13 protein-coding genes are annotated in these 17,607 nt (G+C 61.9%); 1 reads left to right on the forward strand and 12 read right to left on the reverse strand.

Going from position 1 to position 17,607, the window contains the following annotated elements; all coding sequences use genetic code 11:
- Positions 1-5 precede the first annotated feature (5 nt).
- Complete coding sequence (locus tag ABFC66_RS14500) at positions 6-3,428, reverse strand: CHASE domain-containing protein (RefSeq protein ID WP_346741675.1); 3,423 nt, start codon at positions 3,426-3,428, stop codon at positions 6-8.
- 340 nt (positions 3,429-3,768) lie between these two features.
- Between ABFC66_RS14500 and ABFC66_RS14505 the strand changes: the two genes are divergently transcribed.
- Positions 3,769-4,803 (forward strand): hypothetical protein, encoded by a 1,035-nt coding sequence (locus tag ABFC66_RS14505; protein ID WP_346741676.1) that lies wholly within the window; start codon positions 3,769-3,771, stop codon positions 4,801-4,803.
- Here the strand turns inward: ABFC66_RS14505 and ABFC66_RS14510 are convergent.
- From ABFC66_RS14510 to ABFC66_RS14560, 11 genes are all read right to left on the reverse strand, one after another.
- A complete protein-coding gene (locus ABFC66_RS14510; RefSeq protein ID WP_346741677.1) occupies positions 4,775-5,752 on the reverse strand; it encodes a ribose-phosphate pyrophosphokinase in 978 nt (325 codons plus the stop codon). The genes ABFC66_RS14505 and ABFC66_RS14510 overlap by 29 nt on opposite strands.
- 41 nt (positions 5,753-5,793) lie before the next feature.
- A complete protein-coding gene (locus ABFC66_RS14515) occupies positions 5,794-6,900 on the reverse strand; it encodes a CapA family protein (protein WP_346741678.1) in 1,107 nt (368 codons plus the stop codon).
- Between the two features lie 30 nt (positions 6,901-6,930).
- Positions 6,931-7,272 carry an HPF/RaiA family ribosome-associated protein gene (locus ABFC66_RS14520; RefSeq protein WP_346741679.1) on the reverse strand — a complete coding sequence of 114 codons (342 nt, stop codon included), beginning with the start codon at positions 7,270-7,272 and terminating at the stop codon, positions 6,931-6,933.
- Between the two features lie 14 nt (positions 7,273-7,286).
- Positions 7,287-7,952: a phosphoribosyltransferase gene (locus ABFC66_RS14525; RefSeq protein ID WP_346741680.1), complete on the reverse strand. Its 666-nt coding sequence runs from the start codon at positions 7,950-7,952 to the stop codon at positions 7,287-7,289.
- The gene (locus ABFC66_RS14530; protein WP_346741681.1) at positions 7,953-8,618 is read right to left on the reverse strand and encodes a dienelactone hydrolase family protein; all 666 of its coding nucleotides are present in this window, start codon (positions 8,616-8,618) and stop codon (positions 7,953-7,955) included.
- An 87-nt stretch (positions 8,619-8,705) separates the two neighbouring features.
- The gene (locus tag ABFC66_RS14535) at positions 8,706-11,804 is read right to left on the reverse strand and encodes a cyclic nucleotide-binding domain-containing protein (protein ID WP_346741682.1); all 3,099 of its coding nucleotides are present in this window, start codon (positions 11,802-11,804) and stop codon (positions 8,706-8,708) included.
- Positions 11,805-11,808: 4 nt separating this feature from the next.
- Positions 11,809-12,180, reverse strand: a complete 372-nt coding sequence (locus tag ABFC66_RS14540) for an SET domain-containing protein (RefSeq protein ID WP_346741683.1) — start codon at positions 12,178-12,180, stop codon at positions 11,809-11,811.
- 10 nt (positions 12,181-12,190) lie between these two features.
- Entirely contained in the window at positions 12,191-12,628 is a 438-nt protein-coding gene (locus tag ABFC66_RS14545) for an SET domain-containing protein (RefSeq protein WP_346741684.1), read from the reverse strand.
- 235 nt (positions 12,629-12,863) lie between these two features.
- Positions 12,864-13,304 (reverse strand): thioredoxin TrxC, encoded by a 441-nt coding sequence (gene trxC, locus ABFC66_RS14550; protein ID WP_346741685.1) that lies wholly within the window; start codon positions 13,302-13,304, stop codon positions 12,864-12,866.
- Positions 13,305-13,370: 66 nt separating this feature from the next.
- Complete coding sequence (locus ABFC66_RS14555) at positions 13,371-16,598, reverse strand: efflux RND transporter permease subunit (protein ID WP_346741686.1); 3,228 nt, start codon at positions 16,596-16,598, stop codon at positions 13,371-13,373.
- Positions 16,595-17,575, reverse strand: coding sequence for an efflux RND transporter periplasmic adaptor subunit (locus ABFC66_RS14560; protein ID WP_346741687.1), 981 nt, complete (start codon positions 17,573-17,575; stop codon positions 16,595-16,597). The genes ABFC66_RS14555 and ABFC66_RS14560 overlap by 4 nt, the downstream gene beginning before the upstream one ends.
- Positions 17,576-17,607: the final 32 nt, after the last annotated feature.

Raw genomic sequence — 17,607 nt, forward strand, 5'->3', positions numbered from 1 at the left:
CAGGATCAATTGTCGATCTTGAATCCCTTCTCGCGGAAGAGTCGGAGGCAGGCGGCGGCGGCCAGAGAGTCATAGCGCTGGCCCGCGCCTGCCTCGATTTCCTCAAGGGCCTTTTCGAGGCCCATGCTTGCGCGATAGGGGCGATGCGTGGACATGGCGTCGACCACGTCGGCGATGGCCGTTATGCGAGCCTCGAGGATCGTCTGGTTGCCGCTCAGACCGTTTGGATAGCCGCTGCCGTCGATCCTTTCATGATGCTGCAGGGCGATCTGCGCGACCGGCCAGGGGAAATCCACTTCCTTGAGGATGTCGTATCCGGCCTGTGCGTGCTCCTTGATGAGCGCCATTTCATTCGCCGTGAGCTTTCCGGGCTTGGTCAGGATTTCCGAAGGAACCACGATCTTGCCGACGTCGTGGAGGTAACCGCCGACGCGGAGGCCCTCAAGCGTATTGTCGTCCAGGCCCATTTCCCTGCCGATAGCGACCGAAATTTCGGCCACGCGCCGCTCATGGCCGACCGTGTAGGGATCGCGCATTTCATTCAGCTTGGTCGTCAGCTGGACGGTCTGGATGAAAGTGTGTTCGAGCTGCTGGGCGTACCGTCTGATCTGCTCCTCCGCCACTTTGCGGTCGGAAGTGTCCTGCAGCAAGCCAATGATGGCCGGACGCGATTTGTAGGTGGACACTGCATTGTTGGATGCGACTTCCACCGTCGTTCCGTCTTTTCGGATTGCGGTGAAAACCGCCTCGCTGCGTATTATCTCGCCGCTGTCCATCTGGTGCACCCTTGCCGCCGAAGCCTGGCGATCCTTGGGATGCACGAACTCCGCTGGCGAACGGCCGATCAGCTCTTCGGCGCTGTCGTAGCCGAGAATATCCGCGAAACGCGGGTTCGCGTAGACGATCTTCCCATCCTGAAAAATGTATGAGCCGGCGATCGATTGCTCAACGAGCGCATTGAAGCGATGTTCGGCCTCGATGAGCGTCTCCTGATAGGATTTTGCTTCGGCTTCGGCATCGAACTTGTCGAGCGCGAAGCTGAGACTTCCGGCCATCTCCTCAAGCAGCTTGCGCATCTCGTCGTTGAACCAGCCGCCTTCGGTTGAATAAAACGTCAGAATGCCGATGACCGAACCGCCGCGGACCAGCGGCAGCGAGGCGGACGAGTTCCAGCCATACCTGGCCGCCAGTCCACGCCATGGGACGGTGCGCGGATCGGTCTGAAAGTCGTTGAGCCAGACCGGCCGGTTCTCTCGTGCCGCCGTGCCGGAAGGCCCTTGGCCCCGCGGATCGTCGGGGTGTATCGACGCGTCGATACTATGAACGTAGTCCATATAACCATCGATGACGCTATAGGCCTCGACTGGTCGTATCTTGCCTGTCTCCTTGTCGATAAGGCCGATCCAGCTGAGGTTCATACCGCCGCGCTCGATCGCGATGTGGCAGATCTGCGAGAAGAGTTCCTCCTGCGTCGTGCAACGGACGACGGCAGCATTGAATTCGCTCAATGCTGCATAGAGACGTGTCAGGTGTTTGATACGAGTGCGGTCCTGCACCTGGTCTGTTATGTCTCGTGCGACGCCGAGTAGCGCGACGATGTGGCCTTTGGAGTCGCGCAGAGGTTCGCCACGCGTCTGCATCCACCCGTGGGTTGCATCGGCTCGTATCATTTCCAGGTCGAGCTCGTATGGGGCGCCTGCTTCCCGGGCCTGCGCGATGGCGGCGGCCAGCCTGTCGCGGCTCTCGGGAGTGAACATGGCAAGTGTTTGGTCAAGCGTCGGCGACGGACCCGAGGGGTCGAGCCTCAGCATGCGATATATCTGGTCTGTCCACGTCACCTGGTTGGTGAGCAGGTTGATCTTCCAGCTGCCTGCATGTCCGATACGTTGCGCGTCGAGAAGTTCCTTGTGGTCTTCTTCAAGGGACGCCTGGAGCGTCTTGTATGCGGAGACATCCCTCTGTGTACCAATTATGCGCAGAGGGGAGCCGCTCTCATCGCGGCTTACGACGGCGCCACGCACCAGCGCCCACTTGTAGGTCCCGTCTTTGCAGCGCAGACGCTGCTCATTGGCGAAATTGGTGAGTTTATCCTCGAAAAGAGCTCTCAGCGTCTCATCGGCTACAGCCAGGTCGTCAGGATGACACCGGTTTCGCCAATCGTCGATCGAGTCGCCTACGTCGTCGATCCCGTAGCCCAGCATTTCCTTGAGACGTCTGGAGAAAAACATCCTGTCGGTCGGAATGTCCCAATCCCAGAGGCCATCGCCGGCGCCTTCAATGGCGAACTTCCAGCGAAACTCGCTCTCCTGCAGCAGCTGTTCGTGTCTGCGTATGTCCGCGGTGAGTGCCTCGGCAATACGTTCGGCATGTTCCCTGGTGCCGAGAAGCGATCGCATCAGTGCGAAGAGAAGACCGCTAAAGGCCAATCCTCCGACGAGACTCGCCCATGCTCGCGCGTAACTCAGGGGCGGGGCGTTGGGGAGGCGATCGAAGCTCAGTAGCCATGACTGGCCATGGAAATCCATGATGCGTTGCTGATAGAACGCCGAGCGATGGGCAGACAGGTCGGCGTCCGCCCGCTCATAAAGGAGTTTCTCCGGTTCGGCGCTGCGGCCGTCATAGATCCGCAGATCGATGTGGCGAAGCTCGGCCCCCTCCCAGCCGAGCAGGATGCCGGAAATGAGGTCGCGCATTCGATAGGGGCTATATGTCCAGCCGATCAGGGCGGCCCGGCGCTCTTCGACAGTGTTGATGGGAACCCCGTGACGATAAACCGGCACGTACATCAGGGTGCCGGTCTGTATGTCGGACTCTGTCTCCTGCACCAGTCGGACGGGGCCGGAGAGTGCCGCTTTGTCAAGGTCTCGCGCTCGGTCCATTGCGGCGCGACGCACCGGTTCGGAATACATGTCGTATCCGAAGGCGCGCAGATTTCGATCCCGGAACGGCTCGAGATAGATGATGCTGGTGTAGATGGGGCGGTTGCCTGCCGGACGCACGGTGTAGTTCGGAAATCCTTCGGCCCGAACCGATGCGATGTGTTGGGCGAGTTCCTGCGGCTGAATGACCTTTGAAAAGCCGATGCCCTGGAAGCCGGGAACGATCTTCTCGGCCTCCGTCTCCTCGACATAGGTTTTCCAGTCGCGACGGGTGACGCCGCCCGAGGCGGTGAGGAGGCCGGTGCTGCCGCGGAGAATGAGTTCGTAGGAGTCGAGGCGTTCTCTGATCTTGAGCGTGACCTGATCGGCAGAAAAGGCGAACTGCCTCACGGCGTCGTCTTCCACGTCTCGCTTCTGATTGACGGTGACGAGCATGGTCAGCAGAACACCGACGACCAGAACAAGCCAGGCCGGCAGGGACGATGCCGCACGCTTCAAATCGGGCGACGTATTCGAGTTCACTTTCTGCGATGAGCCCGGATCGTCCATATTCGCGAAACACGCTCCTTAGACTGAACAAATGTCTCTGTTTCCGATCGCTCTCGCGGCAAACAGGTACTGCCTCTTTGAAACCATTACATCGACGAGTCTTTGCGACAATGCAAAATTGGCGTTTTTTCTTCCATGTTGAGAAATGTGGAAAGTATTGCGCCCGTATTGGTGGAAATAGCCGCGCGACTGGAAACATTCGGAGACCTATGACGACAATATTGTCGGCAAGTGTTTGCCAGACGTATGCCCGTGCGAGGAACGCGGCGGCGTTCGCAGCGGCGGACGAAAGGTGTAGTCTGACGCAAACAGACGATCGGCGCGGGGACAGCGGCATTCCTTGACCCAGGCTTCGGATATCTCCTTCGAGCAGAAGCTGCGCTTTCTGCGGCAGCCCGCTGCATATGACGGCGGGAAGGACGATGTTTGTGCGGAGGAGACCCACATGTCATGGGTCTTTCTGGTCGGAAAGCGCGCCTACAAGCTGAAGAAGCCGGTCCGCTATCCCTATCTCGATTTCAGCACGGTCGAGGCGCGCGCGAGAGATTGTCGCGAAGAGGTGAGGTTAAATCTGCGCCTTGCGCCGGATGTCTATCTTGGCGTGACACCACTGACATTGGGACAAAATGGCAGCCTTGCAATCGGCGGCGACGGTGCTCCCGTCGACTGGCTCGTCGTCATGCGAAGGCTGCCGCGCGAGCGAATGCTCGACCGGGCGCTCGCAGAGGGGCAGGTAAGCGGCGAAGAGATCACGGCGGTTGCCGACCGGCTTTGCAGCTTTTACGAAACGGCTGAACGCGCGGATATCCCGCCCAACGCCTATGTCGCGCAGTTTCAGCGGGAGCACGCCAGGACGCGTGAGGTGTTGACCGATGCGGCATTCGATCTCGATGGTGCGCGGATCGAAGACATTCTGGCGCGCGTCGAGGAGGTGTTGTTGCGCAACACCGGGTTGCTTACGGCGCGCGTCGAGGCCGGTCGGGTGGTCGATGGGCATGGCGATCTTCGCCCTGAACATGTGTGCCTCAATACGCCGCCGGTCATCATTGATTGCCTGGAGTTCAATCGGCAGTTGCGGCTGGTTGACCCGGTAGATGAACTCGTGTTTCTCGGCCTCGAATGCAAGCGGCTCGGAGATGGCTGGATAGGTCCCGCGCTCATTGAGCGCTATTCGGCGCAGCTTGGTGATAGCCCTTCGCCGGAACTGATCGCCTTCTATTGGCGTTACCGGGCCTGCCTGCGCGCGCGATTGTCGCTTGTCCATATTCTGGAACGGGACACCCGCAAGCCGGAGAAATGGCTGCCGCTCGCCAGACAATATCTTGCTCTGGCTGAAGCGCCCGAGATCAGCTCGCGCCCGTCAGAAGATCGCTGATTGAGCCGCCTTCATGGAGCCTGCGGATCGTCTCGGCGAAGAGAGGGGCCGCGCTGATGACCTCGATGCGTTCATGCAAAACCTTCGCGGGAAGGCGAAAAGGCGGCACCGTGTCGGCGACGAAGAACCGGACCGGATCAGGCTGCTGAACGGCGGTAGCGGCCTCGCCGGTGAAAAGACCATGCGCGGCAAATGCGTAGGTCGCCCGTGCGCCCGCTTCACGGCATGCGTTGCCAGCACGTACCATGGTCCCGCCGCTGGCTATGAGGTCGTCGATGATGATGACATTCGCGTCGCGCACTTCGCCGACGAGAAGATTGCCGCTTACGACGCCGGCGCTGCGGCGCTTTTCCATGAATGCGCTGCCGACGGGGCGGCCCAGCGATTTTTCGAGCGCCTCGCGAAAGAGCTGTGCGCGTTTGACGCCGCCGGGGTCCGGTGAGGCAATAACAACCGGCCCCGAGCCAGCAATTGCCGCCGCGGCGCGCGAGAACAGACGGCAGGTGTCGAGATGGATTGTCTGGCACCGGAACGCGTTCTGGAAGGCGACGATATTATGCACCTCCATGGTTACGACCCGATCGGTCCCGACGGCCTCGAGCAATTGCGCAATGTAACGCGTCGTCACCGGATCGCGACTTTTGGTCTGTCGGTCTTTCCGCGCATAGGCGAGATAGGGGATAATGGCGGTCACACGGGCAGCGCCGTTTTCCTTCATGGTGGCGATAAAGAACAGGAGCCGGCACAGCTTGTCGTTTGGCGATTGTTCCGGACCGCCGTGAAGGCTCTGGATGATGTAGACATCTTCGCCGCGCACGCTCACCAACGGTCGCGCCTTGTGCTCACCGTCCTCAAACTCTCTCTCCTCATGTGCGTCGAGCGGAGTGCCGAGCGATGCTGCGACTTTCTCGCCGAATTCCCGACTGGCATTGAGAGAAAATAATTTCATGACCGGACCTTGATGCGCGAGGTGATGGAGGTTCCATCCGCTTATTGTGCCTGGTGGGCAAGCTTCAATTCATGCGGACCCGAGCCCACAAAGCGGAGTCCGAACGGCGCGCTCTCTCTTGTGAGCACGTCCTGAAGCCAATTTGTGTCTGCGGCGGAGGCCAGTTGGAGCTGGAACCGGGCAATTCTGAAAGGAACGATGGAGAGGGCGCTCAGGCTATTGTCGTTTTCCTCGTCGATCGAGGCGACAAAGGCGAGGGCGAGATCGCTGCGATAGCCCTCATGTCCGGGAATGCCTTCGTAGTCGTTGATGAAATCGCCGCATCCGTAAAGGATGAGCTTGCCGCGATAGACCTCGATGCCCTTGGTGTGGTGCGAAGAGTGGCCGTGGAGCACGTCCACTCCGGCGCGTTCGATCAGCGCATGCGCGAAGGCGTTTTCCTCATCCCTGATGCGGTAACCCCAATTCCCACCCCAATGAAGCGAGAGCACGACGACGTCTCCCACGGCCTTGTGCGCGGCGATCCGCCTGGCCACCGTCTCGATGGTCGCCTCCGACAGATCCGGCAGGAGGGCGATGCCGGGCTTCCGGTCGGCAGCGGCCCAGTCGAGCGGAACGCCGCTATCGGGCGTGGCTGCGCCGAAGAGAAGGACGCGCCGCCCGTCGCTCCCTCGCAGAATGGCGGGCGCCTGGGCCGTCTCTCTGTCGTGGCCTGCGCCGGACGAGGCGATGCCAATCCGCTCCAAGGTCTCGATTGTTTCGGCGAGTCCCCTGCGGCCCCAGTCGAGAACGTGATTGTTCGCGAGCGAACAGGCGTCGATGCGCAGCGCGCGCAGCACGTCTGCATTGCCCGGATTCATCCGGTAGTTGATGCCTTTTGGCGCATGGCTCTTCGCTGTCGTGATCGCTGTTTCGAGATTGACGATGCGGAGATCCGGCGCGTGCCGATCGATCTCGGTGAGCGCATCACCCCAGACATAGTCCGGTGCGACCGGTCGGTCGATATGGCCGTGCGCGTTTTCGGCCAGCTGCACGTAGTCGCCGGCCGAACCGATATAGCGCTCGTAAAGTTTCGGGTCCGAGGGATATTCGAGGATCTGGTCGATCCCGCGTCCCAGCATGACGTCGCCCGTCAGAAGAAGTTTCACCGCCGAGGCTCCCTGAAATGATCGCGGTGTTCAGGGGGCATTCTTGGCGTCTCTGACGCGCCGCACATGGTCCTCAAGGCGGCGCGCGGCGGCGTCGAAGGCATCGCGGATAGCGACATAGATATCTTCATGCGCGTGGTCTTTTGGACCGGTGCTGTTCACGACGATCTCGCCGTTCGGCACCTTGATATTGATGTTTGCGCGATAGAGCTTGCCCTTGTGTTGGCTGTGGTGCGGCGCTTCGATGACGACATGACATCCGATGATCTGATTGTAGAGATGTTCGAGTTTTTCCACGTGTGAGCGAACACGTGCTTCGACGGCGGGCGATGGATCGATGTCGCGGAAGGAAATTGAAAGAGGGCGTTGCATGGACGATATCCCTTTCAGTGTTTGGTGACCGGGAGAGGAGGCGCATGCGGGGCGCGCGCGAGAAGACCGCGCATCTCGTCGTCTTCGAGCTGACGGAAATCCATGTAGTAGAGGCTGAGCGCCGCGAAATCGTCATGCGTTTCGAGGCAGACCACTTCGTCTGCCTCGCGGCTCAACATCGCAACGGTGTCCGTTGGGGCGACGGGGACGGCGAGCACGATTTTCCGGGGATGCGCCGCTCGCGTCGCCAGAATGGCCGCCCTTATGGTCGCGCCGGTCGCAATGCCGTCATCGACAATGATCGCGGTGCGACCTTCGATCTGGACGCGTGGGCGATCGGCGAGGTAGGTCGCGCGACGCCGAGCTATTTCAGCGAGCTGTCGCTTCTTGACCGTCTCTATTTCTTCCGGCGAGACGCCGAGCTGGGCGATGATGTCCTTGTTGAGGACGACCTGCGGGGGGTCGCCATCCACGATTGCGCCTATGGCGAGTTCTGGCTGCCACGGCGCGCCGAGCTTGCGCACGATGATGAGATCGAGCGGCGCGTCGAGCATGATGGCCACTTCAAGCCCGACCGGAACGCCGCCGCGTGGCAGGGCCAGGACGCACGGGTTCTGCGCCTTGAAGCGCAAGAGCTTTGTTCCCAGCCTTTGGCCGGCCTCCGTGCGATCCTTGAACATTCAGCCCTTCTTTCCCGGTCCGGTCAGGTGCCGAAGGAACCATGCGCGCGCGAGATCGATGACGATGTCCAGGGCTCCGGCTTCCTCGAAGAGATGTGTGGCGCCTGGCACGACGCTCAGCTCCTTTGGGCATTTCATCCGGGCAAGCGCCTCGCGGTTGAGGTCCAGGACTTCGTAATCATGACCGCCGACGATGAGCAGCGTGGGTGCGGCTACGAGTGGCAATGCGTCTCCGGCGAGGTCGGGGCGCCCGCCCCGCGAGACCACCGCCCGGTAAATATCGGCTCGCGCAGCCGCTACGAGTGCGGCTGCCGCGCCCGTGCTGGCCCCGAACAGTCCCACCGGAAGGCCCGCCGCATCAGGCTGCTTCGCGAGCCAGGCGGTGGCAGCCGAGAGCCGGTCGGCCAGCAGGTCGATGTCGAAAACATGAGCTCGCACCGCCTCTTCCTCTTCGCTGAGGAGATCGAAGAGCAGGGTGCCCAGACCGGCTTCACGCAAGGCCTTCGCAACATATTGATTGCGCGGGCTGAATCTGCTGCTGCCGCTGCCGTGGGCGAAGACAACTACGCCGGTCGCGTTCGCGGGAATGAGAAGTGATCCCGGAAGTCCGAGAGGCGGTATGCGCACGTCGTCATGCGTCGAGGGGCGCACGGAGCGACCGGCCATGTCGAGCCTCCATTGCGAGCGCGTAGCCTGTTGCTGACTAGATCAGATGCGCGCAAAGGGGTCCCGGCATTGATTTCCATCAACGGATCAGGTGTTGGCGTTCCTCAGTCGGGAGACCAGAACCTTGCAGACCTGCATCGGTATGTCTGGCCGTTGAAAGGCGAGGCTGAGAAAATGGTCGCGCTCCAGCGCCAGAAAATCCGCGTCCGTCAGCGCGATCACCGAAGCCGAACGGGGTTCCTCGTCGAAAAGTGCCATCTCGCCAAACAGCTCGCCGCTTGTGAGGCGAGCGAGGTCACGCTCTGCGCCGTCCTCGGTCTGCTTGCGGACGACGACCTCACCTGAAAGGACGATGAAGAGCTTGTCGCCAGCCTCTCCCTCCCTGACGATGCGCTCGCCCGGAAGGTAGGTCTGCCGCGTCATGACATTGTCCACCGCCATCAGATGATCGAGCGTCATTTGCGCGAACAATGGCACCGACTTGAGAAAAGCCAGACGGTTCATCGGCAGTACCTCGTCAAAGCGGGACGGATTGCTATTGCGGGAGAACGCATTCATCGTCGCGAGCACGATCCCATCGGGAGTGTTCGGCGGTGAGGCCGGCAGTGTGCCAAATTCGGCAGCCCATGTTGTCATCGCCGCAGCCCGGATGAAATCGTCATCCGCGGACATCAACTCGGAAAGCAGAGATCGCGCAGCTTCCGGGTCGAAAACGGGTGAGTGGGCCGCGGAGGCGTCCGCCTCGAGAATGGGCATGAGCGGCAGCACGTAGTGGCGGTGCGCCAGCGATGACAAAGTCTCGATGGCATTGGCGCGTGTGCGCTCGTCACGGGCGTTCATCGCATGGCGAACGGCACCGAGAACGCGCTTGTAATCCAGAACGCTGAGAGCTTGCAGGACCGACTGGACGATCTGCGTATTGGAATTCGCAATGGCGAGCTCAAGCGGGCGCCAGCCGGGACGGTTGGCCGGAATATGATCGCTGGCGGCGAGATTGCGCCGGATATCGGGAAATGTCCGTCTGGTAAGAAAATCGAAAAGAATGGGATCGGCAATCTCGGGACCGGCATTTCCCAATCCGTCCATGATGTCGCAAGCAAGGCTGTGTCCGGCTTCAAGAAGCCGGGAGGTCAATATATCGAGACCGAGAGCGCCCCTCCGGGTCAATGCGGCGGCTGCAGCGCGGCGGACAGCGGGATCTTCCTTGGCGAAGAGGTTCCGAGACAGAGGCTCCAGCTTTTCCTCGGCCGTGATGGTCGCCAACAGCGCCGCCGATGCGGCGCGCGCGGACGCGTCGCCGTCTGAGAGGGCGGAGCGTGCCCAATCGAGCAGATCCTGATCGCCAAGGGTGCCGAAATCGGCAGCGAGCCTCAGAGCCGCAGCCCGCACCGATGGTGCGCTGTGGTGAAGCATTCCGGCGTAGAGGGAAAAGAGGTCGCCGCGTTTGAGCGCGCGCAGGATGTTGAGTGCGGCCATGGCCGCTCTTTCGCCCGGCCCGCCGTCGGGGCTTGCCGCTTCGGGAACAGCGCCGCTCAGCGCCGCCGCGCCTGCCTTGGCGACCAGACGCAGCTCCGGATCGGAGTCAAGCAGCGGAAGGGCCGGATCGGCGGGATTGGTAATCATCCGCCGGACGAGGAGCCCCTCGATAGCCGCCAACCTTGTGCCCGCTTCGGGGCTTTCGAGGAGCCGCCGGAGGCGCGCTTCTGCAGCGGCGGGATTGTTTCTTCCGAGGGAGAGGATGACCGACCTCGCGACCGGCGGCGGCAGCATCGGCAGAGCGCGGGCAAGATCGGAATCGTCAGGCTCGATCTTTGCCCGCATGGCAAGTTCGGCGCCGAGGATGACGTTCTCCTTGTCATGGTCACGCAGCAAGCTGGCGATGTCACGCCGATATGCGTCCGGCAGGACGAGACCCTCGCCGACCTGATCGAGCTCGACGGAGCCCTTCCGCAGCATGTCGACCAGGCTGCGAAGATATTGGCGTCCGATTCCTGCCTGCGCCGCAACATAAAGCAGCGCCACAACGCCTCCGACCATTGCGATCTGCGACAACGTCAGGTGCGGTTCGACGACGAGCAGGAGGATGCCCGACGCCGCCAGGGCGAGCGGATAGATGATGCCGTCATTGATGACCCGGACGCGCCCCGCGAAGCGGTAGGGGATCGCATTGTAGATCAGTGCGAAGACGGGGACATTGAGGCTGTGCTCGAGCGGGTAGTAGTTGAGATGCGCGAGGACGCCCGCGGACAGGCTCGACGATGCAGCCAGCACGATGAATGAGACAAGATTGATGACCGCCGGGACAATGGCGAGGCGGGCGACGCCGATCCGGGATATTAGCGGATTGGACACGAAGAAGACGACGAGAATGCCGACCAGATCCACGATGGCGGTCATCTCGCCAAGGAAAGAGGCCAGTTGCGTTTCATCGGGGAAGTTGTCGGCATAGATCGAGAACGCCTCGAACTCCATGACGCATTGGCCGACGATATTGAAGAATACCGACGCTGCCATGAGAAGAATGATCGGGTGCCGCTGAATGATCCGGGGCAGCAGGCCCAGGCTCTCCAGCATGTTCTCCTCGGCTGCCGACTCGACTTCGTCGAGCGGCTGCTCGCGCTTCGTGAGCCACAGAAGATGGGCGAGGGCAAGCAGCACTAGGATCGGCAGGGCGAGCAGTACTTCCCGCGCCTCGAAGATGCCTGTCAGATAGGAGACCAGCAGAGACCCGGCCATGGCGCCGACGCCCAGGGCGATGGTCATGGCGCCGCTGTACCGCTTGGCGTCCAGCACCGAAAAGTAATCCGAAAACAGTATGTAGTAGATGCTGTAGATCATCAGTTCGCAGACGCTGATGACCGTATAGAGGACGTAGAAGCTGGCGATGCTCTGGCTCATCAGCGCGGCCAGGCCGATGGCGCTCGCCATGTAGATGACGAGAAGGCCCGTCATCGTGGTGCGCCGGGGCCAACGGTCGATGACGGACGAAAAGAGCAGCGACACCGGAATGGAGGCCGCCGCGAGGATCAGGTAGTAGATCGGGACGGCATTGGCCCCCGCGTTGGCGAGAAAGAGGGACGCCGCGAGCGTCGAGCCGAACGCGGAACACATGGCTAGAAGCGCGCCATGCAGGATGACCTGCCAATGGCGCGACATCACGGCACGCCGCCACATGCTGTAATGCATGAGCTCAGGTCTGGGGGAAGATGTGGCTCGGGTGGAACTGTTGGTAGTCGCACACCAACTCTTCGCCGGCCTGGATGTCGCGGATCGCGACCGTGTCCACCTCGCAGTCGGTGTTCGGGGTGTCGCTGTGGTTCATGAAGCGGGCGTGGTCGCCGTCGAGATAGTAGACGTCGCTGCCGACGAAGGCCGGATATGAATACTTCTGCACATAGGAATAGGCGGGCTCGGGCAGGGCGTCGCGCTCGGCCTTGCTGAATTTTCGGTCAATCCGCTCATCAAACCGCCAGATGGTGGTCCCCTTCGCGATATCCTCCGCCGCAAACAGGCCAATTCCGTCGATCTCGCTTTCCGCGAGATATGTCTTCACCAGAAGCATTCGTGATCACCTACAGAATACAACGCTTGTCGTCCGGCACATGCTTGCACCAGCAGGGCCTGCCGAGCTTGATCAGGTCCATGTCGTGATAGTTGAGGGTCAACTGCTCACCCTTCCTGACGGGCCGGATCGTCTCCACCACCAGCACGCCGGCGTCGGCGCGGCAGTTGGGATCGCAGGAGTGATTGATGAAGTCAATGCCGTCGATCTTCACTTCGGGGATCGGCATGATCGCAAAGAGCTTGTTGTCGCTGAGTTTCAGATGGATCGACATCCCACCATCCTGACCGCGCCAATCCACGCTGCCGTCGGGGTTTAGCGAGAATACCTCAGCCACGCCGTCAAAGACGCCCACCACGCTGTTGGCGGGAATATCGCAGCGGGCGAAGATGCCCTGTTCATTGCCGACGCAAAGAACCTCGGTCAGCTCATGGTCGGTCCAACTCATTTGACACCCGCTCGATCTCCGAGCCCAGAAAGACTTTTCTCGGCGGCGTCGGACTCGGACGCGCCGCCCCCGGACGGTTTTGATGTGGAGGCTTTTGCGCGGCGACCGGCGCCAAGGCGGCGCCATGCAGCTTCGCAGGGCGACTCTCTCCCCCGAGTCGGCCTGCCGGAAGGTTAGTGCAGGGATGATCGGATCGCCAGAGCCACTTCTATCGACGCGCTCGGAAAAGAGCGCTTCACGCGGGAAGATGCTGGTGGACCCAGGCGCGGAGCATGGAGGCGTTCATAGCGCCGCTGTGACGCGCGATTTCGCGCCCGCCCCGAAGCAGGATCAGCGTGGGTATGGCGCGGATCTGGAATTTTGCGGCGAGGCCGGGCTCGGCTTCAGTGTCGAGCTTGCCGAGCCGAAGGCGAGGTTCGAATTCCGAGGCGGCGGCCTCGAAGACCGGGGCCATCGCGCGGCACGGCCCACACCATGATGCCCAGCAATCGACGAGCAGGGGGATGTCCTGCGCATTGGCGTGGCGCTCGAAGTTGCCCGCGGTCAGCGTTACCGGATGACCGTCGAACAGCGATACGCCGCATTTTCCGCAGGTTGGACGGTCCTGACGCCGTGCTTCGGGCATGCGATTGATGGCCCCGCATTTCGGACAGGGAATATGAATGCTTTCTGGCATGTCGCGCCTCCTGACTGAGCCTCACTATCAGGTGTGTCCAATATGCGGGCTATCAAGTCACGCCCCTCAATAACGCTCGAACCCCTTGTGATCGTCCCTGAGCATCACATAGACGGCCGGGATGACCAGCAGCGTCAGCGCCGTCGACGACGCCAAGCCGAAGACGAGCGAGATGGCGAGGCCCTGGAAGATCGGATCGGCGATGATGAATACCGCGCCGATGATCGCCGCCGCCGCGGTCAGCACGATCGGTTTGAAGCGGATCGCGCCTGCTTCCAGTAGTGCGTCGCGAAGCACAGCGCCTTCCGCGCGACGATGGCGAATGAAATCGACCAGCAGGATCGAATTTCGGACGATGATGCCCGCAAGGGCGATGAATCCGATCATCGAGGTCGCGGTGAACGGCGCATTGAAGAGCCAATGGCCGAGCACGATGCCGATGAGCGTCAGCGGCACGGGGATGAGGATGACGAGCGGCAGCTTGAAGGAACCGAACTGCGCCACGACAAGCAGATAGATGCCGAGGATCGCGACGCCGAATGCGGCGCCCATGTCGCGGAAGGTCACATAGGTGACCTCCCATTCGCCGTCCCAGAGCAAGGTCACATGGCTCTCATCGGCAGGCTGGCCGTGATAGGCAATGACCGGCGGGCCGTCCTTGCCCCAATCCATTTTCTTGATGGCGTTCTCGACGGCGAACATGCCGTAGATCGGCGCTTCGAACCGTCCGGCGACTTCCGCCAGCACCATTTCGGCGGAGTGGCCGTCGCGGCGATAGAGCGAGTAGGAGCCGGGTTCCGGCTTCACGCTCACGACATCGCCCAGTTCGACGTTTCGTCCCTCGCGCGCCGTGCCGCCGGCCGGGAGCGGCGTGGTCAGAAGGCGCTCGCCCATCGTCTGCGCGCTGCGCGGCAGCTTCACGACAATGTCGTAGGGCTTTGCGCCGTGTCCGCGTTGCGAGAACCCGATTTCGGCACCGCCGATGATGGTCGCAATCGTGTCGTAGACGGCCTGCTGCTCGACGCCGTGATACTCGAGGTCGTCCTGATTGATGATGAAGCGCAGGCGCTCCGCGGGCCTGTAGAAGGTGTCGTCCACGTCGTGCACGAAGTCGACGGAACGGAAGGCTTCCTCCACCTTGCGCGCGGCGGCGCGCCGCGTCTCCTGATCCGGGCCATAGACCTCGGCGAGAAGCGTCGCCAGAACGGGCGGCCCCGGCGGCACTTCGACCACGCGCAGCACCGTGCCCTGTGGCCAGGCGAGCGTCGTCAGCTCCTTGCGCACGGCGACGGCAAGTTCATGGCTCGCGCGCGAGCGGTCGCCCTTCGCGACGAAGTTGACTTGCAGGTCACCTTGCTGCGGACCGCTTCTGAGATAGTAGTGGCGGACCAGGCCATTGAAGTTGAACGGCGCCGAGGTGCCCGCATAGAGCTGGATGGAGGTGAGCTCAGGCATGGACTTGAGCTTGTCCGCGGCGGCGAAGAGGAAACGTTGTGTCTCCTCGAGCGTCGTCCCTTGCGGCATGTCGAGGACCACCTGGAGTTCCGACTTGTTGTCGAAGGGCAGGAGCTTCACCGCGACGTCGCGTGTGACAAACAGCAGGCAAACCGCAAGCGTCGCGGCGCCGACACTTATCAGAAGCCGCTTCGAGTTCCTTCTGCCGGTGAGCAGCGGGCGGGCCACGCGAACATAAAGCCGCGCCAGCGCGCCACCGTCCTCATGGCCGCCATGTGTTGCCGTCGCTCCTTCGCCCTCGAAGCGGTGCCGCGCGATGTGAAACAGAAGCCACGGCGTGATGACGACTGCGACGAAGAAGGAGAAGATCATCGCCATCGATGCGTTGGCCGGGATAGGGCTCATATAGGGGCCCATCATGCCGCTCACGAACATCATGGGGAGCAGTGCGACGATGATCGTCAGCGTCGCGACGATGGTCGGGTTGCCGACTTCAGCCACCGCTTCGACGGCGCTCTCTATGAGGCCCTTCTCACCACGCATATGCCAGTGGCGGATGATGTTCTCGACGATCACGATGGCGTCGTCGACCAGAATGCCGATTGAGAAGATGAGGGCGAACAGGCTGACGCGGTTGATGGTGTAGCCCATCAGCCACGAGGCAAAGAGCGTGAGCAGGATCGTCGTCGGGATGACGACGAGCACGACGACGCCCTCGCGCCATCCGATCGCCCATGTGATGAGAGCGACGATGGAGATGGTTGCAAGACCGAGATGAAACAGAAGTTCGTCGGCTTTTTCGGTGGCGGTCGCGCCATAGTTGCGGGTCACCGTCACGTCTACATTTGCCGGTAGAAGTCTCGTCTTCACCGTATCGAGGCGGGCGAGGAGATCGGCTGCCACGATCACCGCATTGGCGCCCTTGCGCTTGGCAAAGGCTATCGTGACGGCGGGCAGGCGCTGCAACTCTCCATTACTGGCTTTCACCAGATTCCAGGCGCGGGAATCCGTTTCGGCGGCACCGACCGTGACATCGGCCACGTCCTTGACATAGACGGGCCGGCCATCGCGCGAGGTGAGAAGGAGAAGGCCAATGTCCGGCACGCCTTGCAGGGTTTCGCCGGCCACGACCGTCGAGCTGCGATTGGCGCCCGTCACCCGACCGACGACAAGCGACCGGTTGGCATTCTGCAGCTTGTCGACCAGCTGGTTCAGCGTGATGCCATAAAGCGCCAGACGGTCAGGGTCCGGCTCGACCCTGATCTGGTTGGGGCTGCCGCCGATGATGTAGGTGATGCCGACATTGTCCACCTTCATCAACTCGTGCTGCAGCTCCTGCGCGATCTGGCGCAGGCCATTGTCTGTCCAACGGTCCGCCGCATCGGGTCTGGGCGTCAGCGTCAGCGCGAGGATGGCGACGTCGTTGATGCCGTGACCGATGATGAGCGGCTCGGGAATGCCGTAAGGAAGGTCCGCGATGTTGGAGCGAATCTTCTCGTGGACGCGCAGCAGCGCGGTGTCCTGATCCGTGCCGACGAGAAAGCGCGCGGTCACCAGAACCTGATCGTCCTGCGTCGTCGAATAGGTGTGCTCGACGCCGTCGATGCCCTTGACGATGTCTTCGAGCGGCTTGGTGATGAGCTCGACCGCGTCCTCGGCCTTGTAGCCCTTGGTGCTGATGATGACATCGACCATGGGAACGCTGATCTGCGGCTCCTCCTCGCGGGGCAGGGCAATGAGCGCGATCATGCCGACGATCAGCGAGCCGATCAGGAACAGCGGCGTCAGCGGCGAGGTGATGAAGGCCCGGGTGAGGGCGCCCGAGAGACCGATCTTCACGGCATCACCACAACGTCGCCATCACGAAGGCCGGAAAGAATCTCGATGCCGCCAGTCACAGGCTGGCCTACCTGAACGACCACTTCCACGCCGCTCTCGAGCTTCGCATAGCTCACGCCGAAGCGCCGGTAGATGAAATCCTCGGGCAGAACAAGCGCCTCACGCTTGCCCGTCGCAATGAAGACACGCGTGCGCTCGCCCACGAAATAGTCGCCCAGGCCGTCGACGGCGACGTCGGCGACCACGCGGCCTTGATCGATATGCGGATAGACGAGGACGACCTTGCCGGGACGGATCGCCGAACTCTCGGCTTCGCCCATGCCGCGTGCGCCGACGAGAATCTCGTCGCCCGTCTTCAGAAATCGGGCGTGGCGCTCAGGCAGTTCGAGACGAAGAATGTAGTCGTCAGTCGCCATGGTGGCGACGGTGTCGCCACCCATCACGACGCTGCCTTCGGCGACAGGTACGGTGAGGATGCGGCCTGCGCCGGGGGCAAGCACGGCGCCCTCGATCGACTGCTGCTCGATGACCTGACGGTCGGACTGAAGCGCCTGCAGATTGCGCTCCGCGATCTGCAGCCGTGTCCTTGCCTCATCGAGCTTCGCCTGCGATCCGGCGCCTGTGCGGCGCAGCGTCGAGGCGCGGTCGAAGTCGATCTTCGCCTGCGCGCGTTCTGCCTGCTGCGCTTCGATGCGGGATTGCGTGGCGCGCATCTGAAGCATCAGCTTTTCGTCGCCGACGATGGCGATCTTGTCGCCGGCCTTGACCTTGTCGCCTTCCTTCACGTTCACGGCGCTGATCGTGCCGGCGATGCGTGAGCGTGCGAGGAGCTGATGCACGGGCTCCACCGTGGCGATGACGGCCTTGCGGTCGTCCACGGTCGTCAAATGAACCGTTGCGGTCTTACCTTGCGCCCCGGCTGCTGTGGCGGAGCCGAGCGCGAGCGTGACAACCAAAAGAGCGATGCGTCGTGACATGCCGACCCCAGCCATGTTGCGTTTGACTCATA

Source organism: Parvibaculum sp., from assembly GCF_039680535.1.
Taxonomy (GTDB): Bacteria; Pseudomonadota; Alphaproteobacteria; order Parvibaculales; family Parvibaculaceae; genus Parvibaculum.